Origin of the sequence: Pantoea sp. Cr_R13 (assembly GCF_029222565.1) — a bacterium.
In the GTDB taxonomy this organism is placed as follows: Bacteria; Pseudomonadota; Gammaproteobacteria; order Enterobacterales; family Enterobacteriaceae; genus Pantoea; species Pantoea eucalypti.
Genome location: NZ_JARHXL010000003.1, coordinates 160,595 through 185,410, shown reverse-complemented (window position 1 = coordinate 185,410; position 24,816 = coordinate 160,595). Strand labels below are relative to the sequence as shown.

The 24,816-nt window shown below is 56.3% G+C and carries 23 protein-coding genes and 1 riboswitch; of the genes, 9 read left to right on the top strand and 14 right to left on the bottom strand.

What is annotated here, in order from left to right:
- Nucleotides 1-111: 111 nt before the first annotated feature.
- Nucleotides 112-1,059, bottom strand: coding sequence for a D-alanyl-D-alanine endopeptidase (gene pbpG / locus P2R09_RS02005; RefSeq protein ID WP_275766640.1), 948 nt, complete (start codon nt 1,057-1,059; stop codon nt 112-114).
- Between the two features lie 178 nt (nt 1,060-1,237).
- The gene (locus P2R09_RS02000) at nt 1,238-1,825 is read right to left on the bottom strand and encodes a Yip1 family protein (protein WP_008925064.1); all 588 of its coding nucleotides are present in this window, start codon (nt 1,823-1,825) and stop codon (nt 1,238-1,240) included.
- A 209-nt stretch (nt 1,826-2,034) separates the two neighbouring features.
- Here P2R09_RS02000 and P2R09_RS01995 point away from each other — a divergent pair, with 209 nt between their 5' ends.
- The 4 genes from P2R09_RS01995 (at nt 2,035) to P2R09_RS01980 (ending at nt 7,792) form a co-directional block, all read left to right on the top strand.
- The gene (locus P2R09_RS01995) at nt 2,035-2,616 is read left to right on the top strand and encodes a DedA family protein (protein WP_003851812.1); all 582 of its coding nucleotides are present in this window, start codon (nt 2,035-2,037) and stop codon (nt 2,614-2,616) included.
- Between the two features lie 236 nt (nt 2,617-2,852).
- Nucleotides 2,853-4,667, top strand: a complete 1,815-nt coding sequence (locus tag P2R09_RS01990) for a glycoside hydrolase family 15 protein (RefSeq protein WP_275766635.1) — start codon at nt 2,853-2,855, stop codon at nt 4,665-4,667.
- 214 nt (nt 4,668-4,881) lie between these two features.
- Nucleotides 4,882-6,003, top strand: a complete 1,122-nt coding sequence (locus P2R09_RS01985) for a L,D-transpeptidase family protein (RefSeq protein ID WP_039659227.1) — start codon at nt 4,882-4,884, stop codon at nt 6,001-6,003.
- Nucleotides 6,004-6,190: 187 nt separating this feature from the next.
- Complete coding sequence (locus P2R09_RS01980; RefSeq protein ID WP_275766631.1) at nt 6,191-7,792, top strand: inorganic phosphate transporter; 1,602 nt, start codon at nt 6,191-6,193, stop codon at nt 7,790-7,792.
- Nucleotides 7,793-7,842: 50 nt separating this feature from the next.
- On the opposite strand, the gene P2R09_RS01975 is transcribed toward P2R09_RS01980, so the two are convergent.
- The 4 genes from P2R09_RS01975 to P2R09_RS01960 all read right to left on the bottom strand — a co-directional run bounded on the left by P2R09_RS01975 (nt 7,843) and on the right by P2R09_RS01960 (nt 12,037).
- Nucleotides 7,843-9,030: an MFS transporter gene (locus tag P2R09_RS01975; protein WP_275766629.1), complete on the bottom strand. Its 1,188-nt coding sequence runs from the start codon at nt 9,028-9,030 to the stop codon at nt 7,843-7,845.
- A 70-nt stretch (nt 9,031-9,100) separates the two neighbouring features.
- Complete coding sequence (dusC, locus tag P2R09_RS01970; RefSeq protein WP_140033593.1) at nt 9,101-10,051, bottom strand: tRNA dihydrouridine(16) synthase DusC; 951 nt, start codon at nt 10,049-10,051, stop codon at nt 9,101-9,103.
- Between the two features lie 2 nt (nt 10,052-10,053).
- Complete coding sequence (rhlE, locus tag P2R09_RS01965) at nt 10,054-11,427, bottom strand: ATP-dependent RNA helicase RhlE (protein ID WP_003851827.1); 1,374 nt, start codon at nt 11,425-11,427, stop codon at nt 10,054-10,056.
- A 217-nt stretch (nt 11,428-11,644) separates the two neighbouring features.
- Nucleotides 11,645-12,037 (bottom strand): YbhQ family protein, encoded by a 393-nt coding sequence (locus P2R09_RS01960; protein WP_003851829.1) that lies wholly within the window; start codon nt 12,035-12,037, stop codon nt 11,645-11,647.
- A 179-nt stretch (nt 12,038-12,216) separates the two neighbouring features.
- On the opposite strand from P2R09_RS01960, the gene P2R09_RS01955 reads away from it, so the two are divergent.
- Genes P2R09_RS01955 through P2R09_RS01945 form a run of 3 tightly spaced genes read left to right on the top strand, consistent with a single transcriptional unit; the run spans nt 12,217 to nt 15,184 of the window.
- Complete coding sequence (locus P2R09_RS01955; RefSeq protein WP_275766623.1) at nt 12,217-12,978, top strand: endonuclease/exonuclease/phosphatase family protein; 762 nt, start codon at nt 12,217-12,219, stop codon at nt 12,976-12,978.
- Nucleotides 12,975-14,219, top strand: a complete 1,245-nt coding sequence (clsB, locus tag P2R09_RS01950; protein WP_275766620.1) for a cardiolipin synthase ClsB — start codon at nt 12,975-12,977, stop codon at nt 14,217-14,219. The genes P2R09_RS01955 and clsB overlap by 4 nt, the downstream gene beginning before the upstream one ends.
- Nucleotides 14,219-15,184, top strand: a complete 966-nt coding sequence (locus P2R09_RS01945) for a lysylphosphatidylglycerol synthase domain-containing protein (protein WP_275766618.1) — start codon at nt 14,219-14,221, stop codon at nt 15,182-15,184. The genes clsB and P2R09_RS01945 overlap by 1 nt, the downstream gene beginning before the upstream one ends.
- A gap of 48 nt (nt 15,185-15,232) precedes the next feature.
- On the opposite strand, the gene P2R09_RS01940 is transcribed toward P2R09_RS01945, so the two are convergent.
- Nucleotides 15,233-15,940: a Bax inhibitor-1/YccA family protein gene (locus P2R09_RS01940; RefSeq protein ID WP_033762576.1), complete on the bottom strand. Its 708-nt coding sequence runs from the start codon at nt 15,938-15,940 to the stop codon at nt 15,233-15,235.
- A gap of 104 nt (nt 15,941-16,044) precedes the next feature.
- Nucleotides 16,045-17,139: a DUF1615 domain-containing protein gene (locus P2R09_RS01935; protein WP_275766615.1), complete on the bottom strand. Its 1,095-nt coding sequence runs from the start codon at nt 17,137-17,139 to the stop codon at nt 16,045-16,047.
- 106 nt (nt 17,140-17,245) lie between these two features.
- On the opposite strand from P2R09_RS01935, the gene P2R09_RS01930 reads away from it, so the two are divergent.
- The gene (locus P2R09_RS01930; RefSeq protein WP_275766613.1) at nt 17,246-18,031 is read left to right on the top strand and encodes an OBAP family protein; all 786 of its coding nucleotides are present in this window, start codon (nt 17,246-17,248) and stop codon (nt 18,029-18,031) included.
- 98 nt (nt 18,032-18,129) lie between these two features.
- On the opposite strand, the gene moaE is transcribed toward P2R09_RS01930, so the two are convergent.
- The 5 genes from moaE to moaA all read right to left on the bottom strand — a co-directional run bounded on the left by moaE (nt 18,130) and on the right by moaA (nt 20,835).
- A complete protein-coding gene (gene moaE / locus P2R09_RS01925; protein ID WP_033731918.1) occupies nt 18,130-18,582 on the bottom strand; it encodes a molybdopterin synthase catalytic subunit MoaE in 453 nt (150 codons plus the stop codon).
- Nucleotide 18,583: 1 nt separating this feature from the next.
- Nucleotides 18,584-18,829 carry a molybdopterin synthase sulfur carrier subunit gene (moaD, locus tag P2R09_RS01920; protein ID WP_275766607.1) on the bottom strand — a complete coding sequence of 82 codons (246 nt, stop codon included), beginning with the start codon at nt 18,827-18,829 and terminating at the stop codon, nt 18,584-18,586.
- Entirely contained in the window at nt 18,822-19,307 is a 486-nt protein-coding gene (gene moaC, locus P2R09_RS01915; protein ID WP_275766604.1) for a cyclic pyranopterin monophosphate synthase MoaC, read from the bottom strand. Before moaC ends, moaD begins: the two co-directional genes overlap by 8 nt.
- An 11-nt stretch (nt 19,308-19,318) precedes the next feature.
- Nucleotides 19,319-19,834 carry a molybdenum cofactor biosynthesis protein B gene (gene moaB, locus P2R09_RS01910; RefSeq protein WP_008925052.1) on the bottom strand — a complete coding sequence of 172 codons (516 nt, stop codon included), beginning with the start codon at nt 19,832-19,834 and terminating at the stop codon, nt 19,319-19,321.
- A gap of 14 nt (nt 19,835-19,848) precedes the next feature.
- Nucleotides 19,849-20,835 carry a GTP 3',8-cyclase MoaA gene (gene moaA / locus P2R09_RS01905; protein ID WP_275766600.1) on the bottom strand — a complete coding sequence of 329 codons (987 nt, stop codon included), beginning with the start codon at nt 20,833-20,835 and terminating at the stop codon, nt 19,849-19,851.
- Nucleotides 20,825-20,958: riboswitch (molybdenum cofactor riboswitch) on the bottom strand. It overlaps the preceding gene by 11 nt.
- 204 nt (nt 20,959-21,162) lie before the next feature.
- Between moaA and yvcK the strand changes: the two genes are divergently transcribed.
- The gene (gene yvcK / locus P2R09_RS01900; RefSeq protein ID WP_275766598.1) at nt 21,163-22,086 is read left to right on the top strand and encodes a uridine diphosphate-N-acetylglucosamine-binding protein YvcK; all 924 of its coding nucleotides are present in this window, start codon (nt 21,163-21,165) and stop codon (nt 22,084-22,086) included.
- Here the strand turns inward: yvcK and uvrB are convergent.
- Entirely contained in the window at nt 22,070-24,091 is a 2,022-nt protein-coding gene (gene uvrB, locus P2R09_RS01895) for an excinuclease ABC subunit UvrB (RefSeq protein ID WP_003851852.1), read from the bottom strand. The two genes, yvcK and uvrB, sit on opposite strands and share 17 nt — an antisense overlap.
- Between the last annotated feature and the right edge of the window lie 725 nt (nt 24,092-24,816).

The following is a 24,816-nucleotide window of genomic DNA, read 5'->3' as shown; positions in this document are numbered from 1 at the left end:
CCGGGCGGTCAGAGGCAAAAAAGGGCCTGAAGCCTCTGACCATATTCTATTCTGGCATCCTGCTCAGCCTGCAGGCAATGCCCGTCGCGCAATACAACACGTCGGCTATTTTTACTCGACGCCGGCACTGCTGGCACCATTGCTGGCGACCTGGCCCGACTTCTGTTTTTTATAAGCCAGTGCGGCCGCAGGGACCGGCGCCGCTTTACCGGTCTCGATCCAGCTGCGCAGACGGTTAGCGTCGGCAAAGTGGGTATATTTGCCAAAGGCATCCAGTACCACCAGCGCCACCGGACGATTATTAATCATGGTACGCATCACCAGGCAGTGGCCTGCCTCATCCGTGTAACCGGTTTTGGTCAGCTGAATATGCCAGTCATTTTTATAGACCAGATGGTTGGTGTTGCGGAACGGCAGCGCATAGCTTGGATGAGCAAAAACCGCCGTCTCTTCTTTCGTGGTGCTAAGCGCACCCAGCTCCGGATATTCCCGTGTGGCTTTGAGCAACTTAACCAGGTCCTGTGCACTTGAGACGTTTTGCGTCGACAAACCGGTCGGCTCGACATAGCGGGTCTGTTTCATGCCCAGCGATCGCGCTTTGGCGTTCATTGCCCGGATAAAGGCTTTATAACCGCCTGGATAGGCGTGCGCGAGACTGGCAGCAGCACGGTTTTCCGAGGACATCAGTGCCAGCAGCATCATATTACGGCGGCTGATCTGACTGTTGAGCTTCACGCGTGAGAAGACACCGCGCATTTCCGGCGTCTGGCTGATATCGACAGGAATCATCTCGTTCATCGGCTGATGCGCATCCAGCACCACCATCGCCGTCATCAGCTTGGTAATCGACGCGATAGGCCTGACCCGATCCGGATGGCTGGAAAACAGCACTTTATTGGTCGTGAGGTCGACAATCATCGCACTGCCAGAGGCGATCTGCGGCTGAGCGATAGGCGCAAGTTGCGACAGTGTGGTAGTCGCCTGTGCCGGAAGTGAAACAATCTGCCCTGAAACGAGCAGCGCCAGCGAAAGCAGGGTAAAACGAATTTTTGCAGGCATCGTAGAAAAAACCCGGTTATGAAGATGTACTGTGTCAGACCGACACAGGCCGCCCGCTTCAGTAAAGTCGCAGCGCGGGCTGGCAGCGGTATCATACGCGTAAGGTTAAGAAATTTCCTGGTGAGATTGTTTCCGGGCGTAAAAAGAGAACTGCCGCCAGAGCGGCGGCAGCGGTCTATCAGAAAAGATGCGGTCCATATCCCCACAGCACGACAGTTAATGCCAGTAACACTTCAAATACCAGCACGCCGATGGCCAGCGTTGAGCCGGAAAAGCGCAGGCTCTCTTCGCGGTCGATATTCAGAAACAGTGGGATGCCGATATAGAGCAGATAGCCGGTGTAGAGCAGCGCCAGTGCACCTGCCAGCACACAGAGCCAAACCAGCGGATACAGTGCGACAAGTCCGCTCAGGAACAGCGGCGTAGCGACGTAACCGGCAAAGACCGTACAGCGCTGAACGCCGGGACGCTGAGGGTAATCCCGCGCCATCCAGTGAATCACGCGTCCCATTACCGCCACGCCACCCAGAATAATCAGATAGAACAGAATGCCCAGCCCGATCCCGGTCGCCAGGTTAAGTTGCACATATTGTCCATCGCCCAGATTCCAGCCCAGCTGAGTTGTTCCGATAAAGGCGCAGATCACCGGGATCGCCGCCATCAGCAGAACATGATGGGTGTAATGGTGCGATACGCTTTCATTCTCTTGCTTGATATGACGCATTTCCTGGTTCGGATGCGCCAGAAGTCCCCAGACATGGTTCATACAGTCACTCCTCTGATGCGATGGGCCGCCCGGTGATGCATGCGTCTTTGGGGGCAGCGTCTTCTCAAGTATAAACGGCAGTAAAACTTTCGTGGTGACCGGACAAAAAAACAGCGTAAATAAACCCTTCCATCGTGCACGGGCGGAAGGGAGGCCAAATCGCGTATAGACTGAAAGAAACTATCACCCCATGCACAGGGAGAGTCATTTTGCATCTGGATATCAACGCATTAATTACACAGTACGGCTATCTGGCACTTTTTATTGGCTGTATTGCCGAAGGGGAAACATTTACCTTGCTGGGCGGCGTTGCCGCGCATGAGGGACTGCTGCATTACGTCGGAGTGGTGCTGGCCGCGATGGGTGGCGGCATTGTCGGCGATCAGCTGCTCTACTGGGTAGGCCGCCGCTGGGGCACGCGCATCCTGCGCCGCTTTAAAAAGCATCAGGATAAAGTGGTCAAGGCGAACCGACTGATTAAACGCCGTCCCAGCCTGTTTGTGATTGGCGTGCGCTTTATGTATGGCTTCCGACTGATTGGCCCGATCATTATCGGTGCCAGCCGCCTTAATCCAATGAAGTTTTTCATTCTTAACGTTATCGGAGCGGCCATCTGGGCCGTGATTTTCGTGACCCTCGGCTATTTCGCGGGCGGCATCATCGCGCCGTGGCTGCACAAACTCGATCAGCATCTGAAACATCTGCTGTGGCTGGTGGGCGCAGTAATCTTTGCCTTTGTGCTGCGCTGGTTCATCCGCCGCTGGCATAACCGTCGGGCCGATCAGGAATAAATGAAATAAACAACGCCGTTGCCAGCAGGCGTCACTGGCAGTGAACGTCAGCAGGGTCGCCAGACACGTATCAGCGCCCGGCCACCCTGCTGACCACGTCGTCGGTTTCACCTGCCCTTTTCCACCCTTTTCCCTTTACCTGCCTTACTCAACCTTACGTTAACCATCTGTGCCCAACCGAAGCCGCATCGAATAGCTCAGCTATAGTTAGCAGGGACACTGACAGGGAGATGAGAATGAGTAAGGTAAAACGTAAGATTGAGGACCACGGTGTCATTGGCGATTTGCGCACCTGTGCGCTAATCGCCAATGATGGCACCATTGATTATCTCTGCTGGCCTGAACTCGACAGCCCGTCGGTCTTTGCCGCCCTGCTCGATAGCGATGACGCCGGACTTTTCTCTCTGGCTCCTGACTGGCCCAGTGCACGACGTCAGCAACTCTACCTGCCCGACACCAACATCCTGCAGACCCGCTGGCTGGATGATGAAGGCGTGGCAGAAATCACCGACTACATGCCGATTTGTGATGACAAGGATAAGATGCCGCGCCTGATCCGTCGGCTCAAAATGGTCCGCGGCAGTGCCACCTTTCAGATGCGCTGTTCCCCCCGCCACGACTATGCCCGGGCGCGGACCCATGCAGAAGCGCATAACGGCTGTATTGACTTTCATGCTGAGGGCCAGCCGTCGCTGCGCCTCGCTGCCTCGGTGGTAATGACGCTGGAGGATGCGAGTGCGACAGCCCACTTCACGTTACAGTCCGGCGAATATGTGCAGTTCGAATTTGGCAGCGTGGATGATGCGCATATCGAAGCGCTGGCCACTGAACACTGCTTTGAAGAGACCCTGAACTACTGGCGACACTGGAGCAGCCACAGCACCTATCAGGGACGCTGGCGTGAAATGGTGCAGCGTTCGGCGCTGGTCCTGAAGCTCCTGACCTCGCATCAGCAAGGCTCCATTGCGGCGGCGGCAACGTTTGGTCTGCCTGAAGAACTGGGTGGCGAACGCAACTGGGACTATCGCGCCTCCTGGATCCGCGACGCGTCCTTCAGCATGTATGCGCTGATGCGGCTGGGTTATGTCGATGAAGCTAAACACTTTACTCACTGGGTGGGTCGCTGCGTTGAAAACAGCCATCATGATGAGATGCGCCTGCAGGTGATGTACCGTCTCGACAGCGGCACTGAGTTGCATGAGATGGAATTACTGAATCTCTCCGGCTATGCCGACTCCCGACCGGTGCGCATCGGCAATGATGCCTGGCAGCAGACGCAGCTCGATATCTATGGCGAACTGATGGATGCGGTCTATCTGGCCAACAAATATGGCGAGGCGATCTCTCAGCGCGGCTGGCAACATGTTGTCAAAATGATCGACTGGCTGAGCGAGAACTGGGATCAGCCCGATGCCGGTATCTGGGAGATGCGCGGCGAACCGGAGCATTTCCTGCATTCACGTCTGATGTGCTGGGTAGCGATGGATCGTGCGCTGCGTCTCGGCATGAAGCGATCCCTGCCGATGCCTTACGAGCGCTGGGATCGGGCACGCCGTGAGATCCGCGAAGATATCTGGGCGAACTTCTGGAACAGCGAACGCGGTCACTTCTCTTCGACCCGGCATGGCGAATACCTTGACGCCTCCATGCTGCTGATGCCGCTGGTACGCTTTGTCGGTGCCACCGATCCGGACTGGATTGCCACACTGGATGCGATCAAAGCCAACCTTGTCAGTGATGGTATGGTGCGGCGTTACAATACGCATGAGACGCCTGCCGACGGTCTTAAAGGATCGGAAGGCTCGTTTGGCGCCTGCTCTTTCTGGTATGTCGAATGTCTGGCACGCGCAGGGCGGATTCAGGAGGCGCATTTTGAATTCGAGAAGTTGCTGAGCTACGCCAATCCGCTGGGCCTTTATGCCGAGGAGTTTGACAGTCACGGCCATGCGCTGGGGAATACACCGCAGGCGCTGACACATCTGGCGTTGATCAGTGCCGCCTTTTTCCTGAACCGCAAACTCAGTGGCGAACAGACGCAGTGGCAACCTTAATCGGTGGTAACCCCGGAAAGCCCCATTTTTACCCTCCTGATTTACGGAAATGCGCTAACATCCGCGCTGAAATTACGTAAAGTATTGCAGGGAGGTTAAAATCCCGATTCACAACGTCAGTTTAATGAACATATAATGCGCAGCAGGTCACATTGGCCAGCATGAATTCGACACACTGAACAGCCTGAAATATGGCGATAAAGAATTGTAAAATATGAAAATCATTCGCGCTTTCGCTTCAATCGCACTGGCTCTGGCGGCGTTCAGCCAGTCAGCCTTTGCTGTGGTTTACCCGTTGCCGCCGGCCAACAGCCGTCTGATCGGGGAAAATATCGAAATTACTGTTCCTGAAGACAGCAAACTGCCGCTGGAAGCTTTTGCGGCACAGTACCAGATGGGCCTCAGCAATATGCTGGAAGCCAATCCGGGCGTTGACGTTTATCTGCCAAAGGCTGGCAGCAAAATGATCATCCCACAGCAGCTGATCCTGCCTGACGCACCGCGTGAAGGCATTGTGATTAACAGCGCGGAGATGCGTCTTTACTACTACCCGAAGGGCAGCAAAACCGTCGTGGTTCTGCCAATTGGTATCGGTGAACTGGGTAAAGATACGCCGATCAGCTGGACTACCGCGGTAGAACGTAAGAAAGATGGCCCGACCTGGACGCCAACCAAAGGTATGCATGCGGACTACGCGGCTCGCGGCGAAACGCTGCCAGCGGTGTTCCCGGCAGGCCCGGATAACCCAATGGGCCTTTACGCGCTTTACATTGGTCGTCTCTATGCGATTCACGGCACCAACGCCAACTTCGGTATCGGCCTGCGCGTGAGCCATGGCTGTGTGCGTCTGCGTGCTGACGATATCAAATGGCTGTATCAGAATGTGCCGGTTGGCACACGCGTACAGTTCGTTGATCAGCCCGTGAAAGCGACTGTAGAGCCGGACGGTTCACGTTATGTGGAAGTACATAACCCACTGTCGACCACTGAAGAGCAGTTCAACTCACGTGAGCTGGTGCCGATTACCCTGACTCAGGCCGTGAGCAAAATTGTGGTTGATGCCAGCGTGAATCAGGATCAGGTTAATGCCGCGATTCAGAGCCGTACCGGTATGCCAGTAAAAGTGAATGGTGTGGAAAACAATGTCCAGACTGCGCCTGTTCCGGTACCCGAAAACTCACAGGCTGCTCCTCAGGAAGAGCCAATGACGCCGGTAACGCCACAGGGTGCAAGCAGTGATGCCACGCAACCACAGCAGCCAGCCACTGAGCCAGCTGCACCTGCTGCGCCGGTAACACCTGCAGCGCCAGCAGCAGCGGCAAATACCAGCTCGTAACTGTCACTCTGCCTTCTGAAGCCAGCGCCTGTCGCTGGCTTTTTTATTGCCTGCATAAAGGCAAATTAACGAATATTTCTCCTCTCCTTCCCCACGTGACCATCATTAATCTGTCATATAAAGCGCGTATCACACTCCGTTAACCCGATGCATATCAGCATCCGGCATCAGCCATATGAGGTACACCATGAGCGAAAACAGTCTCTCCTCCTCATCAGCCCAGGGACGGCCCGATTTCAACGGCAAGGGCAGTCGCTTCAGCAAGCCGCTATTTTTTATTCTGCTGGTCGCCGGACTGGCCTTCGCCGGACTCAACCTGGTCAATGACGTCGAACAGACCAATATGCCGGTCACCAGCTATCTGCCGTTCTTTCTGCTGGGACTGGCGTTGCTGATTGCGCTCGGCTTTGAGTTCGTCAATGGTTTCCACGATACCGCCAATGCAGTTGCCACAGTGATTTACACTCACTCGCTCACGCCCGGCGTCGCGGTGGTCTGGTCCGGTTTCTGTAACTTTATGGGCGTGCTGCTCTCCAGCGGCGTGGTCGCATTTGGCATTATCTCGCTGCTGCCGGTCGAGCTGATCCTGCAGGCCAGCAGCGGCAACGGCTTCGCCATGGTCTATGCGTTGCTTTTCTCCGCCATTATCTGGAATCTCGGAACCTGGTATTTCGGCCTGCCGTCGTCGTCGTCACATACCCTGATCGGTTCGATTATTGGCGTCGGGGTTGCCAACGCCATGCTGCACGGGCGCAGCGGTGTGAGCGGCGTAGACTGGGATCAGGCGCTGAAGGTGGGCTACGCTCTGCTACTGTCACCGGTGGTCGGCTTTGTCTGCGCCGGGCTGTTGCTCTGGGTGATGAAGATCTTTATCCGCAATCGGCAGCTTTATCAGGCGCCGAAAAGCGATCAACCGCCACCGGTCTGGATTCGTGGCCTGCTAATCCTGACCTGTACTGGCGTCTCATTTGCGCACGGCTCCAACGATGGGCAGAAAGGGATGGGGCTGATTATGCTGATCCTGGTTGGCACCATGCCGATCGCCTATGCCCTCAACCGATCGCTGCCTGCCGATCAGATCCCACGCGTGGCCGCGCTGACCGAAGTGACCGCGCATCAGCTGTTGCAGCTGCAACCGGCGACGGCGAACCCGCCAGCGGCCCGCGACGTGCTGACTGGCTTTGTCGGCAGTAACCAGATGAATGCCGATGTGTTGCCAGCGCTGGCGAGGACGCTGAACGAGGTAGGCGATCAGATCCGCCGTTACGGCTCCATGGACAATATTCCTGCTCAGGCGGTGACCAACACCCGCAACCAGATGTATCTGGCCTCAGAGTCGATTAAGCATCTGCAAAACACGAAAGTTGCAATGCCGCAGGAGACGGAACGCAACCTTAAGGCGGTGAAAGCGGAACTCGACAGCGCCACCCGCTTTATCCCGATGTGGGTGAAAGTGGTGGTGGCGATTGCGCTGGGTCTGGGCACGATGGTGGGCTGGCGCAGAATTGTGGTGACAGTGGGAGAACGAATTGGGAAAACGCACCTCAGCTATGCGCAGGGTGCCAGCGCCGAACTGGTGGCGATGCTGACGATAGGCGCAGCGGATGGCTTTGGCCTGCCGGTGTCGACTACACATGTGCTGTCGTCTGGCGTGGCAGGCACCATGGCGGCCAACCGCTCAGGTCTGCAGTTTTCAACCCTGCGTAATCTGGCTGTCGCCTGGATATTAACACTGCCGGTTTCTATTCTGCTTTCCGCCCTGCTCTACTGGCTGTTTACTCATTTCTGATGCATCTCTGGCTCACTCCCTGACAGGGAGTGAGCCAATGCTGACCATAATCAGGCGCTGAGCCGTTGTTGCCCATAGAGCCGCAGCGTAATCAGTAATGCGCCCAGCACCATCATCGCAGCAGCCAGATAAACTGACTGCATTCCCCAGTGTCCGATAAACAGTCCCGCCACCGGGCCGGTTAAACCCAGCCCAAGATCGAGGAAAGCGGAATAGGTGCCCAGCGCCGAGCCCTGATCCTGACGCTCAACCCTTTTTACCGCCTCAACACCCAGCGCCGGAAAGACGAGCGAAAAACCGCTGCCGGTCAGGAATGCGCCCACGCCCACCAGCCAGGCGCTATCCGCCTGCCAGATAATCAGCAGTCCCAGACACTCCAGCAGAAAAGAGAATAGCGACACGCGCAATCCCCCAAAGCGGGTAATAAAGCGACCAAACCCCAGCCGCACCAGCACAAAACCCAGGCTGAACAGCGTCAGCGCATAGGCTGCGCCCTGCCAGTCACGGCTGGCAAAATAGAGGGTAATAAAGGTCGCGATGACGCCAAAACCGATCGTGCCGAAGCCCAGCGCCAGACCATAAAGCCAGACGCGGGAGAAGACACGGTGAAACGGAATGCGCTCGCCGACGCTGACGGTGACCGACGGTTTGCGGCTGGCCATCAGATAACCGACGACGCCCATCAGCGCAATCAGCCCGGCAAATCCACTCATGCCAAATTGATTGTTGAGCAGCACGCCCAGCGGTGCACCGACAGCCATCGCCAGATACGTGGCGACACCGTTCCAGGAGATGACGCGCGCGGTCTGCAACGGCCCGACGATATTCATACCCCACAGCGTAGAGCCCGTGCTGCTGAAGCTTTCGCCTACCCCGAGAAACAGTCGCCCGATAGCCAGCAGCGCCAGACTCAGCCACGGCCAGCTGCTCAGCATTGCGGCCACGATGGTCAGCACCCCGCTCATGCCGCAGCAGAGCAGTCCCAGCATCACCACCCGTTTTGGCCCCAGCCGATCGGCCAGACGGCCCGACTGCGGACGACTGAGCAGCGTCGCAAAATATTGAATGCTGATAATCAGTCCGGCAATAAAGGAGCTGAAGCCAAGATGATTTTTGACAAAGCCCGGCAGTACGGCCAGCGGCAGTCCGACGGAGAGATAACAGAAGAAGGTGAAGACAATAACAGAGAGGATTCGTTTGTTGAGCTGGCTGTTGCTCAGTACAGCGGTGTCAGACATAGCAGGCTAGTGGTATAGGAAATTTTGCCCACTATACCGTCAGGTCGCGAAGGGGTCGCCTGATTTTTTATCACAAACCGTGAACAATCGCGTGACGATCGATTGCCTGCGCAATATCGCCCGAGTTCTTTAACGCGCGGATTTCACTGAATAAGCCATCGGCTTCACCGTAGGCTTTGCGCAGATAACCCAGCCACTGTTTGATACGCGCCACGTGATAGAGGCCGGTATCGCCCTGTTTCTCCAGTCGGCTGTACTTCTGCAGTAACCGCACCACATCCGTCCAGGCCATCGGCGGTTCGTTGTATTTCACCACCCGGCTCAGGTTGGGGATGTTCAGTGCACCACGGCCAATCATTACCGCATTGCAGCCCGTCACTGCCATACAATTTTGCGCGCTTTGCCAGTCCCAGATCTCGCCGTTGGCAATCACCGGAATGCGCAGCCGCTGACGAATCTCGCCAATTGCCTGCCAGTTGATCGCCTCTGCGCGATAACCCTCTTCCTTGGTCCGCCCATGTACCGTCAGCTCGCTGGCTCCCGCCTGCTGAACCGCATCGGCAATCTCCAGACTGCGGGCACTGGAATCCCAGCCGAGCCGCACTTTTACCGTTACCGGTAAATCCGCAGGGACGGCTTCACGCATCGCTTTCGCGCCGCGATAAATCAGATCGGGGTCTTTAAGAAGGGTCGCGCCGCCTCCGCTGCCGTTGACCAGTTTAGAGGGACAACCACAGTTGAGATCAACACCCCAGGAACCCAGCTCCACCGCGCGTGCGGCATTCTCGGCTAACCATTCGGGATGCTGCCCCAGCAGCTGCATACGCACCCGCGTGCCTGAAGGCGTGCGGCTGGCGTTATGCAGTTCGGGGCAGAGACGGTAGAAAGATTTTACCGGCAGCAGTTGATCGACAACGCGCAAAAACTCAGTGATGCAGAGATCGTAGTCGTTCACTTCCGATAACAGCTGGCGCACCAGTGAATCCAGCACGCCCTCCATCGGCGCCAGTAAAACCCTCATACTCAGACGTTACCGGTACGCTTCGCGGCTGCCGGACGACGCGGACGCGACGCGGGCTTATCGCCCTGAGGCGCGGCCTGGCTCTGACGACGCGCCTGAGGACGCTTGTCGCCGGATGAAGATGAACGCGATGCGCCTGCACCCTGTCCGCCCTGACCACGACCCCGGCCGCCGCCACCTGCACCGCCGCGAGACTGCTGCTGACGACCATTAATGATCGGCTCCGCTTTGATGCTCGGATCGGGTTCATAACCTTCAACGGCCAGACGCGGGATTTCACGTTTCAGCAGACGCTCAATATCACGCAGCAGTTTATGCTCATCGACGCAGACCAGCGACAGTGCAACACCAGTCGCGGCTGCACGACCTGTACGGCCAATACGGTGAACATAATCTTCGGCGACGTTAGGCAGCTCGTAGTTCACGACGTGTGGCAGCTCTTCAATATCCAGGCCACGGGCCGCGATATCGGTCGCAACCAGCACGCGAATGCCGCCTGACTTAAAGTCGGCCAGCGCACGGGTACGTGCACCCTGGCTCTTGTTGCCATGAATCGCTGCAGCGCTGATGCCATCTTTGCCCAGTTGCTCGGCAAGGTGGTTCGCACCGTGTTTAGTACGGGTGAAGACCAGCACCTGCTGCCAGTTACCTTCGCCAATCAGCTGCGACAACAGTTCACGCTTGCGCTTCTTATCAACGAAAGCCACCTGCTGCGCAACCTGCTCAGAGGCGGTGTTGCGGCGAGCCACTTCAATCATTTCCGGATTGGTCAGCAGTTTCTCAGCCAGACCTTTGATCTCATCAGAGAAGGTGGCAGAGAACAGCAGGTTCTGACGTTTCGCCGGCAGGCGCGCCAGTACACGACGGATATCATGGATAAAGCCCATATCCAGCATGCGGTCCGCTTCATCCAGCACCAGAACTTCGACCTGTGACAGGTCAACGGCATTCTGTTGCGCCAGGTCCAGCAGGCGGCCTGGTGTTGCGACCAGAATATCAACGCCGCCACGCAGCTTGACCATCTGGGGATTGATGCTGACACCACCAAACACCACCATCGAACGCAGCGAAAGATACTTGCTGTAGTCGCTGACGTTTTCACCGACCTGCGCCGCGAGTTCACGGGTTGGGGTCAGGATCAGGGCGCGCACCGGGCGACGACCGCGGATTGGCGTGGCAGTGGCAGAGAGTTTCTGTAACAGCGGTAAAGTAAAGCCGGCCGTTTTGCCGGTGCCGGTCTGGGCACTCGCCAGCAGATCGCGGCCAGCCAGCACCACAGGAATCGCCTGGCGCTGGATAGGTGTAGGTTCGCTGTAGCCTTGTTCGGCGACCGCGCGCAAAATATCGGCACTCAGGCCGAGAGAGTCAAAAGACATTACGTGATTTACTCCGGTCCGCTCTGGCCGTGATTCACGGTGTAGTTTTCAGAGGGATAATGACGCCAGCTGGGGCTGACGCGTGAAAAGGGCACAAACTACGATGCGTAAGCGAGCGAGTGTATCAGCTTTATAGACAGTGTGCGAGATAGCTCACATTTACTGACACAACTTAATCGCCTGAAAACAGGAAGGCCACCTTCCGGTGGCCTTCAACTTAACTACGTTTGTTTTCGATTCGCCGCGGCGGCTCTTTCGCCAGCAGCGAGACCAGCGCCGGACCCAGCAACATCACTACGCCGAGACACGCCAGCAGCAGGTTGTTGTGGTAAATTCGCGACACCAGGAACAGTGTCATCATGGCGGCGCCAAAGTAGTAAGTGGTGGTCGCTTCTTCAAGATAATCGCCGAGAGTACGTAAACGTGGGATGCGCTGTGTTACCAGCATGGCAACAAAAACCAGTGCATACATCGCCACCAGCGTACTGCAGACATCAACCAGAGCCTTGTGCTTCCAGCCCCAGATCAGCGCAGCGATCACCAGTAAATGCATAGCAATATGCAATAACGTTTGACCCGTGATGATTTGAATACGATTAGACCATTTCATTCAGTTCTCCTGGCAGACCCAACAGGTCGCCCAAGTGCTACCGGCAGAAGCCGGAAACGATTTCCTCAATGTAAAACAATTTTCGGATAACGCCCTAATTATTGCCCTCTTTCACCACCCATTTGTGACAAAGACTACACTTTGATTCTGATGATGATGAAAAGGAGTGCGTCGCGAGTATGCCACAAAACACGCAAGGATTTTCAATAAAAGTCCTGACGATCAATACACACAAGGGTTTCGCCCCGTTTAATCGCCGATTCATCCTGCCCGAATTACGCGACGCCGTTCGCGCAACAGAGGCGGATGTGGTCTTTCTCCAGGAGGTAATGGGCACGCATGCTATCCATGCCCTTAATCATGAGGCGTGGCCCGATTCTCCGCATTATGAGTTTCTGGCCGACACCATATGGAACGATTTCGCCTATGGGCGAAATGCGGTCTATCCGGAGGGACATCATGGCAATGCGGTGCTGTCACGCTTCCCGATCACCGAATATGAAAACCGGGATATCTCGGTGGCAGGCAGTGAAAATCGCGGCATGCTGCACTGCCAGATTGCCCTGCCGGAACCGCACGGCACGCTGCATGTCATCTGCGTACATCTGGGCCTGAAAGAAGCGCATCGTCACGCGCAGATGAAGAAAATATGTGAAATGGTTAACTCGCTGCCGCCCGACACACCGGTCGTCGTGGCGGGTGATTTCAACGACTGGCAGCGACGCGCTAACTCAATTTTAAAACAGGGTGCGGGTTTGAAAGAGGTATTCAGCATGAAAACCGGACGCCCGGCGCGGACCTTTCCGGCACGCTTCCCGATCCTGCGACTTGACCGCATCTATGTGCGTAACGCCACGGTCAGTCATCCGTGGGCGCTGCCACGTAAACCCTGGTCACATCTGTCGGACCATGCACCGCTGGCCGTGGAGATCCACCTATGAATTTTAGCTGGCAGGAAGGCAACCGGCTGCTGTTGCTGGAAAATGGCGAAGCGTTTTTCCCGCGCGTCTTTGGCGCGATTCAGCGGGCAGAACGCACGGTATTAATCGAAACCTTTATTCTGTTTGAGGATGAGGTAGGCAACGCTCTGCACCGTGAGCTGCTGGCTGCGGCACAGCGCAGCGTGCGGGTTGAAGTGATGGTCGATGGTTATGGCTCCGCTGAACTCTCAGATAAATTTGTGAACAGCCTGACCAGCGCGGGCGTACGTTTCATCTATTACGATCCCCGTCCGCTGGTGATGGGGATGCGCACCAACGTATTCCGACGTCTGCACCGCAAAACCGTGGTGGTGGATGATGTCGTCGCCTTTGTGGGCGGCATCAACTTTTCGGCTGAGCACAACACTGATTATGGCCCGGAGGCGAAACAGGATTACTCAGTGCAGGTTAAAGGCCCGGTTGTGGCAGATATTGCCCGCTATCTGCAAAAGGCGATTGGCAGCGAGCAGCCTACCCGTCGCTGGTGGGGCTCGCGTTCTCATCGTCCGGCAGTGAACGCTACACCTGGCGATGCCCAGGTGCTCTATGTCTATCGCGATAATGACGAGCATCGCGACGACATCGAAGTGCATTATCTGGAGATGCTGCGCGAGGCGAAGCGGGATGTCATTATTGCCAACGCCTACTTCTTCCCTGGCTACCGGCTTCTGCGTGAGATGCGTAATGCCGCACAGCGTGGCGTCCGGGTACGCTTGATCGTTCAGGGCGAGCCAGATATGCCGATAGTAAAAGTAGGTGCGGAGCTGCTCTACAACTATCTGGTCGATGGCGGCGTCGAAGTGTATGAATATATCCGTCGTCCGCTGCACGGTAAAATCGCTGTAAAAGACGATCACTGGGCCACCGTCGGCTCCAGCAATCTCGATCCGCTCAGCCTCTCTTTAAACCTGGAAGCCAACCTGATCATTCACGATCATCCCTTTAATCAGACGCTGCGTGACAACCTCGAAGCGCTGCTGGCCAATGATTGCAAGCGCGTTCAGGAAGAGCACCTGCCACCGCGAAACTGGTGGCAACTGAGTAAAAGCGTGGTGGTATTTCACTTCCTGCGCCATTTCCCGGCCATCGCGGGCTGGCTTCCGGCGCATACGCCCTTGCTGGCCCAGGTGAGTCCGCCGGTACAACCTGAAATGGAAACGCAGGATCGCGTTGAAGCTGATAATCCGGGAGCAAAATCCTGATGGCAAAAAAACATCCACGCTGGCAACTGGCGAAAAAAATCCTCACCGTACTGTTTTTCATCGCGGTGGTGGTTTTGCTGGTGGTTTATGCCCGCAAAGTGAACTGGGAAGATGTTTATAACGTCATCGTTAATTACAACCGTTTTGTGGTGCTGAGCGCCGCCGGACTGGTGGTGCTGAGTTACCTGGTGTATGGCTGCTATGACCTGATTGGCCGCGCCTACTGCGGCCACAAACTGGCGAAGCGTCAGGTGATGCTGGTGTCGTTTATCTGTTATGCCTTTAACCTGACGCTGAGCACCTGGGTCGGCGGCGTGGCGATGCGCTACCGGCTTTACTCCAGACTCGGTCTCGATAGCGGCACCATCACCCGCATCTTCTCCCTGAGCATCGCGACCAACTGGCTGGGCTATATTCTGCTGGCGGGCGTGGTGTTCAGTGCCGGCATGGTCTCGATCCCCAGCGGCTGGTTTATCGGCGAGACCACACTGCGGTTAATTGGCGGGGTTCTGCTGGTGCTGGTGGCGGTTTATCTCTGGGCCTGCGCTTTCTCAAAGCAGCGGCGCTGGACGGTAAAAGGCCAGACGCTGCAGCTGCCTTCGCTGCGCATGGCGCTGCTGCAGTTCGCGGTGTCCTGCGCCAACTGGATGGTGATGGGCGCGATTATCTGGCTGCTGCTGGGACGTGACACAGGCTATCCGATGGTGCTGGGAGTGCTGCTGATCAGCAGTATCGCGGGCGTAATAGTACATATTCCGGCGGGTATTGGCGTGCTGGAAGCGGTCTTCCTGGCGCTGCTCAGCGGTCAACACGTCTCGCATGGTACCATTATTGCGGGGCTGCTGGCGTATCGCGTGCTCTACTTTATCCTGCCGCTGCTGTTAGCGCTGGTGCTCTATCTGGGGCTGGAGAGTCGGGCGAAGCATCTGCGTCAGAAGAACGAACAGAAATTGCAGAAGTCGTAAAAAAAGGGAGGCGCAGATAATGCGACTCCCTGCTAATGCCTCACTGACTTAACGGCGGTTGCCGAAAATCCGCAGCAGCATCAGGAACAGGTTGATGAAGTCGAGATAGAGCGTCAGTGCACCCATAATCGAGTAGCGACGCAGGTTCTCCGTGTCGCGGGCATCGATCTGCTCACCAATATTTTTCAGCTTCTGCGTGTCATACGCCGTTAACCCCACGAACACCACGACGCCGATATAGGTAATCGCCCACATCAGCGCCGGGCTTTTCAGCCAGAAGTTCACCAGCGACGCCAGTACAATGCCAATCAGCGCCATAAACAGCAGGCTGCCAAAACGGCTCAGATCGCGTTTAGTGGTGTAGCCGTAGAAGCTCATCGCACCAAACATCCCCGCCGTAACAAAGAAGGTGCTGGCGATGGAGGAGTAGGTGTAAACCAGGAAGATACTCGCCATAGTCAGGCCGGTGAGGGCCGAATAGAGCATAAACAGTCCGGTAGCCACTGCCCCGCTCAGGCGATGCACCATACCTGACAGGAAAAAGACCAGTGCCAGTTGCGCGATAATCAGCCCGAAGAAAGTGATGCGATTGGCAAACACCATCTCCATCACTGCAGGCGTGCGCGCAGCATACCAGGAGACAAACGCAGTCAGTAACAGACCACAGGTCATCCAGCCGTAAACCTGCGCCATATAGGCTTGTAAACCGCGAGATGCGGATTGAACGATGGAATCATTTCTTGGATATCGGTCCATGATGCACCTCTTGTTAGACGGATGAACAGATGCGCTCCCAACCGGGAGACATGCCAGAGGCTAAGTGTGGCACAGCTCAGCTCAACTGCGCCACAACATGCCGCTTAACGACGCGACAGGCACTGCTGATAGCGGCTGTCAACGCGCTGCGCAAACCACGCCGTAGTCAGATTACGGGTAATTTTCGGGCTTTCCAGCTTGATGCCCGGCAGCATTTCACGTGGGAGTTTGCGACCCGCCATTTTGTCCGCCAGGGTAAAGACCTGTTTCCAGAGTTCACTGTCGCTGAACGACGCTTTTTCTCCTTTCTCCAGATCGCGGCGAATATCGCTGTTGCTCATGTCGATCTGCTTCGACAGTGTGCGCACCGCGAGTTCAGTCCCACCTGCCGCATCCGATCCATAAAGAATCAGATCCCCATCCAGCGCCAGCTTCATGCCGGTGGCACGCGACACCGCCGCCTGGAAGGCCGCATTGCGACTGGCGTACCAGCCCGCATTGTAATCGGCAAAGCGGTAGAGCGGCTGGCTGTAGTCAGCCGGGTAGCCAAGCAGATGCATGGTGCCGAAGTAGATTCCGCCGTGACGGGTAAAGACTTCGCGCCGAATGGTGCCCTCGATCGGCCACGGGTAGCCTTTGGCGTGTGCTTCGGCAAACGCAATGCTGACCTGCATCGGCCCGCCGGTGTGGATTGGGTTGAGATTACCGAACAGCGTCTGGCCCATCGGCACCATGTCGATCAGGTCATCAAAGATAGCGCTGAGATCTTTTTCACTGCGCACCTTGTCCAGACGGGCCGCGTAACTTTCCCCGGTCGGCGACTTGATCAGCAGTGCGGTGCGCACCAGGAAGGCCGGCACATGCACCTGCGCCGCACGGCGGTTGATTTCGCCCCAGGCAATTTTTGGCAGGCCCGGCACGGCGGCCTCCGCGCTGAAGTTGCTCTCCTGATCCGCCACGGCGATCACCGCGCAGAGATTACTGGCTCTGGGATCGATCTGCTGCGTGCGGAAGGTGGTGTAGATGTCGTCGCTCCATGCGGCTTTATTACTGACGTGCGACGGCAGCAGCCGCTGGATCTGCGCTTTGACATCTTCGGGCTGCCGCACGGGTGCCTCAGGGGTTTTCTTGCTGCTACAACCCGCCAGCACCAGTGCGGCGACCAGTGTCAGACGTTGCAGAATCGGGGTGGATGACATGCCTGTCCTCAGAATGAACGAAAGCCCTACTCTACCATTCCCAGCGTTTCGCAGGCAGGCGAGAACTGAACTAAGGTTACCTTTTTTAACGTTAAAGGAACTTACGATGTTTAAACTCTGGCCTGTTGCGGCTTTCAGCCTGTTATTAACCGGCTGTGGCGCCAATAATACGCCTGCCCAGGTGCAGTCACCGGGCGCGCCCACCTCCTCCTCGCTTAAAGTGCTGGAGACGGGCGCCAGCGTGATGCAGTCACGTCCGCCCATTGACGCCATCAACACCTATCTTGATGGCTTCCATTTTTATAACGGCGACAAGAACGGTCAGATGGAGGCGCACCACTATGTCACCGTGCTGAACGACGATGTGATGCAGGCGGTGATTTACGACGGCAATACGCGTGACGCGCGGCTGATGGGCGTGGAGTACATTATCAGCGAACGGCTGTTTAAGACCCTGCCGCCGGAAGAGAAGAAACTGTGGCACAGCCATCAGTATGAGGTGAAATCGGGCACGCTGATTGCGCCAGGCTTACCGGCCGCCGCCGATCATGCCCTGATGACACGCATCGTGAACACCTACGGAAAGACCTGGCACACCTGGCACACGGATCGCGATAAAACGCTGCCAATTGGCATTCCGGCCTTGATGATGGGCTTTACAGCGGATGGTCAGATGGATTCGCGACTGCTGGCGGATCGCGATCGCCGCTTTGACGTCGATAGCAAAAAGATCCGTGCCGAACGAGCGGATATCGTAGCGCATCCGGCGGCACCGGGTGCCAACGCGTGGGAAAAGGGTCAGGTTATTCAGCTGAAGCGCTCAAACGGCGGCGGTGAGCACAGCCACGGCCAGACCGGCTTTGGCCCGGCGGAGCAGCTAAAGCAGCCTTAAGCGACGTGATAAGCGTGTTTTCTGGCAGTGGCGTATGGATACACAGAGAAGACTCAGCGGGCGAAAAGGGTCTGGCCCGCTGAGCCATTAACGCCGCCTTAGTCCCAGCGCTGAGCTGCCTGGTGATCGCTGTCGCGGGCATCCACCCAGCGCTCGCCCTGCTCGGTCGCTTCGCGCTTCCAGAAGGGGGCGCGGGTTTTCAGGTAATCCATGATGAACTCTGCGGCAGAAAAGGCGCTGCCTCGATGGGCGCTGGTCACGCCCACCAGCACGATCTCATCGCCGGGAAACAGTTCGCCGACGCGATGAATCACGGTAACCCGTTGCAGTGGCCAGCGTTCGCGGGCCGCATCCACAATCTCCTGCAGCGCTTTTTCGGTCATGCCGGGATAGTGCTCCAGCGTCAACGCCGCCACGTTATCACCCAGATTGTGGTTGCGGACTTTGCCGGTAAAGGTCACCACCGCACCATCTTCATCACAGGCCGCCAGCCAGCGATACGCTTCCGCCATATCAAAGGGTGCGGGGCCAACGCGAATCTGCGTTTCCATCTCAGCCTCCGGTCACGGGCGGGAAAAAAGCGACTTCATCACCGGCATGCAGCGGATGCGTCATCGGCACCAGCGTCTGATTGACCGCCGCCAGCAGTTTGCCTGACTCCAGCGCCAGCGCCCAGCGATCGTCGCGGTCGGCCAGCGCACTGCGCAGCGCGGCCACATCCGGGTAATCAGCACCGACCTCAAGCGATGCCGTGCCGGTCAGCTCACGCACCTGGGCAAAAAACAGCACCTTAATCATGCCCAACCGCCTGGAAATCGCCGCTTTTACCGCCGCTCTTGCTGATTAAACGCAACTGATCGATGACGATATCTTTCTGTACCGCTTTGCACATGTCGTAGATGGTGAGGGCAGCAACCGAGGCGGCCGTCAGTGCTTCCATCTCGACGCCGGTTTTGCCGGTGAGGCGACAGAGCGTGGTAATGCGAACCCGGTTATGGTCCGGTTCCGCTTCCAGATTCACTTCCACTTTGCTCAGCATCAGCGGATGACAGAGCGGAATCAGTTCCCAGGTGCGTTTCGCTGCCTGAATCCCGGCGATGCGTGCCGTGGCAAAGACATCCCCTTTGTGGTGGCTGCCTTCCATAATCATCTGCAGCGTTTCCGGCTGCATCAGCACCAGTACTTCTGCCCGCGCTTCGCGCACGGTTTCAGCTTTGGCGGAGACATCCACCATGTGTGCTTCGCCCGCGGCGTTAATATGTGTGAGTTGAGACATACTTACCGTTCTTACCGTTTCTTCAGATGTGAGACAAAATTACAGGGCGCGGTGCGCGCATCAAGCTGGTCAGCAATAATCCGCTCCCAGGCAGTACGGCAGGCGCTTGTCGACCCCGGCACAGCCAGAATCAGCGTCCCATTGGCCAGACCGGCAACGGCGCGCGACTGCAGTGTCGAACCGCCAATCTCTTCATAGGAGACCATCCGGAACAGTTCGCCAAAGCCGTCAATCTCGCGATCAAATAGCGGCAGGAGTGCTTCCGGCGTGCTGTTTTTCAGGTTAAAGCCGGTGCCGCCATTAATAATCACCACCTGTACATCTTCACTGGCGATCCAGCGCGACACGGTGGCGCGGATGCGGTAGAGATTATCCGGCACGATGGCGTGATCAACCACCTCATGGCCCGCTTCTGCTGCTGCCTCGCGCAGGTAGTCGCCGGAGGTATCGTTGCTGGCATCGCGGCGATCTGACACCGTCATCACCGCCATCTGCAATGCCTGAAATTCGCTGGCTGGTTTACCCATACTTCCTCCTGAAATTAGCCGCCAATGTAAGAGAGATTCTGTGTGATGCCGGTGTTGCCCTGATGCAGGAAGTGCGTCTGCTTTTTCTGCCCCAGGCTGCTGGCAATGCGCGCCTGCAGTTCGGCCTGCTGCTCATCGGACGCCAGCAGGTCGCGCAGCGGTACGCCGCCGTCACCAAACAGGCACAGGTGCAGATTACCTTGCGCTGAGACGCGCAGACGGTTGCAGCTGGCACAGAAATCTTTGGCGTAAGGCATGATCAGGCCAATCTCTCCGACATAATCGGGATGGTAAAAGACCTGCGCCGGCCCGTCACTGCGTCCACTTTCGCGGCGCTGCCAGCCCTGGGCGATCAGTTGATCGCGGATCACCATGCCGGAAACGTGCTGATCGCGGAACAGCGTGCCACCGTCGCCGGTTTCCATCAGTTCGATAAAGCGCAGCTGGATCGGGCGGGTGCGGATCCAGTCGAGGAACGTCGCCAGATTACGGCTGTTGAGATCGCGCATCAGCACGCTATTGACTTTGACCTGGCGAAAACCGGCGTCCAGCGCGGCATCAATGCCGCTCATCACCTGATGGAATTTATCCTGACCGGTAATAGCGTGAAACTGACGGGCATCCAGACTGTCGACGCTGACGTTGAGTGCGGTTAAACCCGCATCGCGCCACTGCTTCACATCACGCGCCAGCCGGTAGCCATTCGTGGTCACCGCGATCTGGCGGATAGAAGCGTTTTCACGTACCGCCGCAATGATGTCGGTGAAATCACGGCGCAGCGACGGCTCACCGCCGGTCAGCCGCACTTTTTCGGTGCCAGCAGCGGCGAAGGCCCGCGTGACACGGCGGATTTCATCGAGAGAGAGAAAGCTTTTGTTACGAATTCCCTGCGGCTTGTAGCCGTCAGGCAGGCAGTAGGTACAGCGGAAATTACAGACATCCGTGACCGACAGGCGCAGGTAATAGAACTTGCGCGCGTATGCATCAGTAAATTGTGACACCAGAACACCTTTCCAGATTGGGAGATGCAGTCATTTCTTCCTGCACCCTGGCAGCTCGATGGCTACGGCCTGAACCCCCTATCCGCAGACTTAGGCATTCAGGCTTGAGTGTACGCTGACCCGTTGATCAGCGCGGTAAGCATGATGGTAGCGTGTATTTCGCTACTCTTCCATTTGCTCTTTTCGCTATATATTCTTATACATAGCGAATTTTGACCGCATGTTAGCGACAGGATACGTTAAAATGCGATCCAGATTTTGACGCATGTCATCCGCGCGGGCTTAGCGTTTAGAGCCTCGCCACGCGAACGGATTTTAAGGAGAAGTATGAATCGCACACTGGCCGATCTTGATCGCGTTGTGGCACTGGGAGGCGGACACGGTTTAGGCCGCGTGATGTCTGCCCTTTCCCCGCTGGGCTCGCGTCTCACCGGTATCGTCACCACCACCGACAACGGCGGATCAACCGGCCGTATTCGCCGCTCCGAAGGCGGGATCGCCTGGGGCGACATGCGTAACTGCCTTAACCAGCTGATTGCGGAACCCAGCGTCGCCTCAGCGATGTTTGAGTATCGCTTTGCCGGTAACGGCGAACTGGCCGGACACAATCTCGGCAACCTGATGCTACGGGCGCTGGATCATTTAAGTGTACGTCCGCTTGAAGCGATTAATATCATCCGTAACCTGCTAAAAGTAGATGCCTTTTTAATTCCGATGTCAGAACAGCCGGTGGATCTGGTGGCGATGGATGCCGAAGGCAATATGGTTTACGGTGAAACCGCCATTGACGAGATGAAACAGCCGCCACAGGAATTGATGCTTCATCCCAATGTCCAGCCCACGCGGGAAGCATTGCAGGCGATAGGTGACGCGGATCTGATCCTGATTGGTCCAGGTAGTTTTTACACCAGCCTGATGCCGATTCTGCTGATGGAAGAGATGGCGCAGGCATTGCGTCGCACGCCGGCCACCATGGTGTTTATCGGCAATCTGGGCCGTGAGCTCAGTGCCGCTGCTGCCAGTCTGTCTGTGGCTGATAAGCTTCAGATGATGGAGCGTTACATTGGCAAGCGAGTCATTGATGCGGTGGTGGTCGGCCCGTCAGTGGCGACAGAGGGCATTGAAAACCGTTTGATTGTCCGGGAACCGCTGGAGGCCGCCGACATCAAATATCGTCACGACCGCCAGCTATTACGGGTGGCGCTGGAACACGCCATTCAGGGCTTTGACGGCGCTACGAGGCCGCAATAAACAGCGTTCTCAGCTCATGCAGCTGATCGCGCACATTTGCCGCCTGTTCGAACTCCAGGTTCTGCGCGTGCTGCTGCATCTGCCCTTCCAGCTCGTGAATCTTTTTCTGCAGAGCCTGCGGCGTTAGCAGCTTGAAATCGGCCAGTGCCTGGGCTTCGCCAGGCCGTGCCGGTTTCGCTTTGCCGCGGGTTTTCACTATGTTGTTACCCAGTTCCAGAATATCGGTGATCTTCTTGTTCAGCCCCTGCGGCACAATGCCGTTTTGCTCGTTGTGTAGCTGCTGCTTCTCACGGCGGCGCTCGGTCTCTTCAATGGCGCGTGCCATCGACGGCGTAATTTTATCGCCGTAAAGAATCGCCTTACCGTTAATGTTACGCGCCGCACGACCAATGGTCTGAATCAGCGATCGTTCAGAACGCAGGAAACCCTCTTTATCCGCATCCAGAATCGCGACCAGAGAGACTTCCGGCATATCCAGCCCCTCACGCAGTAAGTTGATGCCCACCAGCACATCAAACTCCCCCAGACGTAAGTCGCGAATAATCTCCATACGCTCCACTGTGTCGATATCGGAGTGCAGATAACGCACCTTCTCGCCATGCTCCGTCAGATACTCGGTGAGATCTTCGGCCATGCGTTTGGTCAGCACCGTGACCAGCACACGTTCGTTGATTGCTACGCGCTGACGGATTTCTGACAGCAAATCGTCGACCTGAGTCCCGACCGGGCGCACTTCAATGATTGGGTCCAGCAGGCCGGTAGGACGTACCACCTGATCGACCACTTCGTCGCCCGATTTTTCCAGCTCATATTTGCCCGGCGTTGCAGAAACATAGATGGTCTGCGGCGCCAGTGCTTCAAACTCTTCAAACTTCATCGGACGGTTATCCAGCGCCGACGGCAGGCGGAAGCCATACTCAACCAGCGTCTCTTTACGCGCCCGGTCACCTTTGTACATGCCGCCAATCTGCGGAATGGTGACGTGTGACTCATCCACCACCAGCAGGCCATCCGCTGGCAGATAATCAAACAGTGTCGGCGGGGCTTCGCCCGGTCCGCGTGCGGAAAGATAGCGCGAGTAGTTCTCGATGCCCGAGCAATAGCCCAGTTCGCTCATCATCTCCAGGTCAAACTGGGTACGCTGGGTAATGCGCTGCTCTTCCAGCAACTTATTATTCTCAAGCAGCACCCGGCGGCGGTCCGCCAGCTCGACTTTGATATCTTCCATTGCCTGCAGAATGCGCTCACGTGGCGTGACATAGTGCGTCTTAGGGTAAATGGTAAAACGCGGCACCACGGAATCGATCTGACCGGTCAGCGGGTCAAACAGCGACAGACGCTCCACCTCTTCGTCAAACAGTTCAACGCGCAGCGCAATATCGTCCGACTCTGCCGGGAAAATATCGATCACTTCACCACGTACGCGGAAAGTACCGCGCTGAAACGCCTGATCGTTACGTGTGTATTGCAATTCTGACAGGCGGCGCAGGATGCTACGCTGATCAATAATCATGCCGCGCGTGAGGTGCAGCATCATTTTCAGATAGAGATCGGGATCGCCCAGACCATAGATTGCCGAAACCGACGCGACGACAATAACGTCGCGCCGCTCCAGCAGCGCCTTAGTGGCCGAGAGACGCATCTGCTCAATGTGTTCGTTAACCGATGCATCTTTTTCAATAAAAGTGTCCGAGCTCGGCACATAGGCTTCAGGCTGGTAATAATCGTAGTAAGAGACGAAAAACTCGACGGCGTTATCCGGGAAAAACTCTTTCATCTCGCCATAAAGTTGAGCGGCCAGCGTCTTGTTGGGGGCCAGCACCATTGTCGGCCGGTTGAGGTCGGCAATCACGTTGGCGACGGTAAAGGTCTTACCAGAACCCGTCACACCCAATAAGGTCTGATGGGCCAGTCCATCCTCCAGCCCCTCTTCCAGGCGACGGATCGCCTCAGGCTGATCGCCCGAAGGTTTGAAGGCGGAATTCAATTTAAAGGCTTTGGTCATGAATGCAGTTCCTGCTGGAGAAGTCGGCGGGCAGGCACTTATTTTACTCTGCTATGGTGATTTTGCCAGAAAATAATACTGGATATAAAAACAGTAATGATGCATTGTTAACGTCAGCACAATGAGACTTAATGAACTGGCGACGTGGTAGCGATAGCACAAAGTCTGTTGCGCAATGTTATCCCCAGACCCGGATCAGATTTAACATTTGTCAATAGAGCGTCACAAAATTACAGTTCGGTTACCTGACAGATAATTCGCAGGGTTGTTTTTTGATAACCTACTGATTTAATTTACTTTAGGTCACAAGGCCAGATTCTCGACATAATGTTACCAGGCCGCGTATTTCCTCGCTTCCAACTGGTTTTCATTACCTAATGCACAAGGTTATCCACAGGAATGGTGGATAAGTGATGGCAGCCCCGCCGCCATCAGCTGTGTATAATTTTTCCCTGCTCCTTCATCGCCTCGAAAATAATTTTTTTTTGCGTTAAATTTCGCGTCAACCGCTGACGGAATATTCTGCATTTTTCATCGTCCACCTGATGTATCACGCAAATTTTCATCGATCCACTAAGATTCTTAATCAGACTTATTGCCTCTTAACACACCGTCTGCACCAGAAACAGCGCCCCGAGGCACTGCAAAAGTGCAGCGGCGTGACCACTGTGGGGAATTGATAAGTTTTTCTCAACTTTTATCCCTTAAACATGGTATCCCGGCCG

Bases quoted from the DNA above. Each gene is read 5' to 3' on its own strand.
- pbpG (WP_275766640.1), bottom strand. From the start codon at position 1,059: ATGCCTGCAAAAATTCGTTTTACCCTGCTTTCGCTGGCGCTGCTCGTT.
- P2R09_RS02000 (WP_008925064.1), bottom strand. From the start codon at position 1,825: ATGAACCATGTCTGGGGACTTCTGGCGCATCCGAACCAGGAAATGCGT.
- P2R09_RS01990 (WP_275766635.1), top strand. From the start codon at position 2,853: ATGAGTAAGGTAAAACGTAAGATTGAGGACCACGGTGTCATTGGCGAT.
- P2R09_RS01985 (WP_039659227.1), top strand. From the start codon at position 4,882: ATGAAAATCATTCGCGCTTTCGCTTCAATCGCACTGGCTCTGGCGGCG.
- P2R09_RS01980 (WP_275766631.1), top strand. From the start codon at position 6,191: ATGAGCGAAAACAGTCTCTCCTCCTCATCAGCCCAGGGACGGCCCGAT.
- P2R09_RS01975 (WP_275766629.1), bottom strand. From the start codon at position 9,030: ATGTCTGACACCGCTGTACTGAGCAACAGCCAGCTCAACAAACGAATC.
- dusC (WP_140033593.1), bottom strand. From the start codon at position 10,051: ATGAGGGTTTTACTGGCGCCGATGGAGGGCGTGCTGGATTCACTGGTG.
- rhlE (WP_003851827.1), bottom strand. From the start codon at position 11,427: ATGTCTTTTGACTCTCTCGGCCTGAGTGCCGATATTTTGCGCGCGGTC.
- P2R09_RS01960 (WP_003851829.1), bottom strand. From the start codon at position 12,037: ATGAAATGGTCTAATCGTATTCAAATCATCACGGGTCAAACGTTATTG.
- P2R09_RS01955 (WP_275766623.1), top strand. From the start codon at position 12,217: ATGCCACAAAACACGCAAGGATTTTCAATAAAAGTCCTGACGATCAAT.
- clsB (WP_275766620.1), top strand. From the start codon at position 12,975: ATGAATTTTAGCTGGCAGGAAGGCAACCGGCTGCTGTTGCTGGAAAAT.
- P2R09_RS01945 (WP_275766618.1), top strand. From the start codon at position 14,219: ATGGCAAAAAAACATCCACGCTGGCAACTGGCGAAAAAAATCCTCACC.
- P2R09_RS01940 (WP_033762576.1), bottom strand. From the start codon at position 15,940: ATGGACCGATATCCAAGAAATGATTCCATCGTTCAATCCGCATCTCGC.
- P2R09_RS01935 (WP_275766615.1), bottom strand. From the start codon at position 17,139: ATGTCATCCACCCCGATTCTGCAACGTCTGACACTGGTCGCCGCACTG.
- P2R09_RS01930 (WP_275766613.1), top strand. From the start codon at position 17,246: ATGTTTAAACTCTGGCCTGTTGCGGCTTTCAGCCTGTTATTAACCGGC.
- moaE (WP_033731918.1), bottom strand. From the start codon at position 18,582: ATGGAAACGCAGATTCGCGTTGGCCCCGCACCCTTTGATATGGCGGAA.
- moaD (WP_275766607.1), bottom strand. From the start codon at position 18,829: ATGATTAAGGTGCTGTTTTTTGCCCAGGTGCGTGAGCTGACCGGCACG.
- moaC (WP_275766604.1), bottom strand. From the start codon at position 19,307: ATGTCTCAACTCACACATATTAACGCCGCGGGCGAAGCACACATGGTG.
- moaB (WP_008925052.1), bottom strand. From the start codon at position 19,834: ATGGGTAAACCAGCCAGCGAATTTCAGGCATTGCAGATGGCGGTGATG.
- yvcK (WP_275766598.1), top strand. From the start codon at position 21,163: ATGAATCGCACACTGGCCGATCTTGATCGCGTTGTGGCACTGGGAGGC.
- uvrB (WP_003851852.1), bottom strand. From the start codon at position 24,091: ATGACCAAAGCCTTTAAATTGAATTCCGCCTTCAAACCTTCGGGCGAT.